At 68.2% G+C, this 255-nt stretch carries 1 protein-coding gene; it reads left to right on the plus strand.

Features of this window, described 5'->3' with window-relative positions:
- Positions 1-255: zinc-binding dehydrogenase (locus tag NCR39_RS07070; protein WP_250451560.1), on the plus strand; the 255-nt coding region annotated here is incomplete at both ends.

Here is a 255-nt window from a genome sequence, read left to right on the forward strand (position 1 = left end):
GTACGGACTGAACCGCATCATCGAGCCGAAGGCGGGCGAGACGGTCGTCGTGTCGGCGGCGAGCGGAGCGGTGGGCAGCGTCGTCGGGCAACTGGCGAAGGCGGCGGGCTGCCGCGTGGTCGGCATCGCGGGCGGCGCGGACAAGTGCCGCTATGTCGTCGAGACGCTCGGCTTCGATGCGTGCGTCGATTACAAGGCCGGCAAGCTGCACGAAGATCTGAAAGCCGCGACGCCCGATGGCATCGACGGCTACTT

The organism is Caballeronia sp. ATUFL_M2_KS44 (assembly GCF_023630965.1).
In the GTDB taxonomy this organism is placed as follows: Bacteria; Pseudomonadota; Gammaproteobacteria; order Burkholderiales; family Burkholderiaceae; genus Caballeronia; species Caballeronia concitans.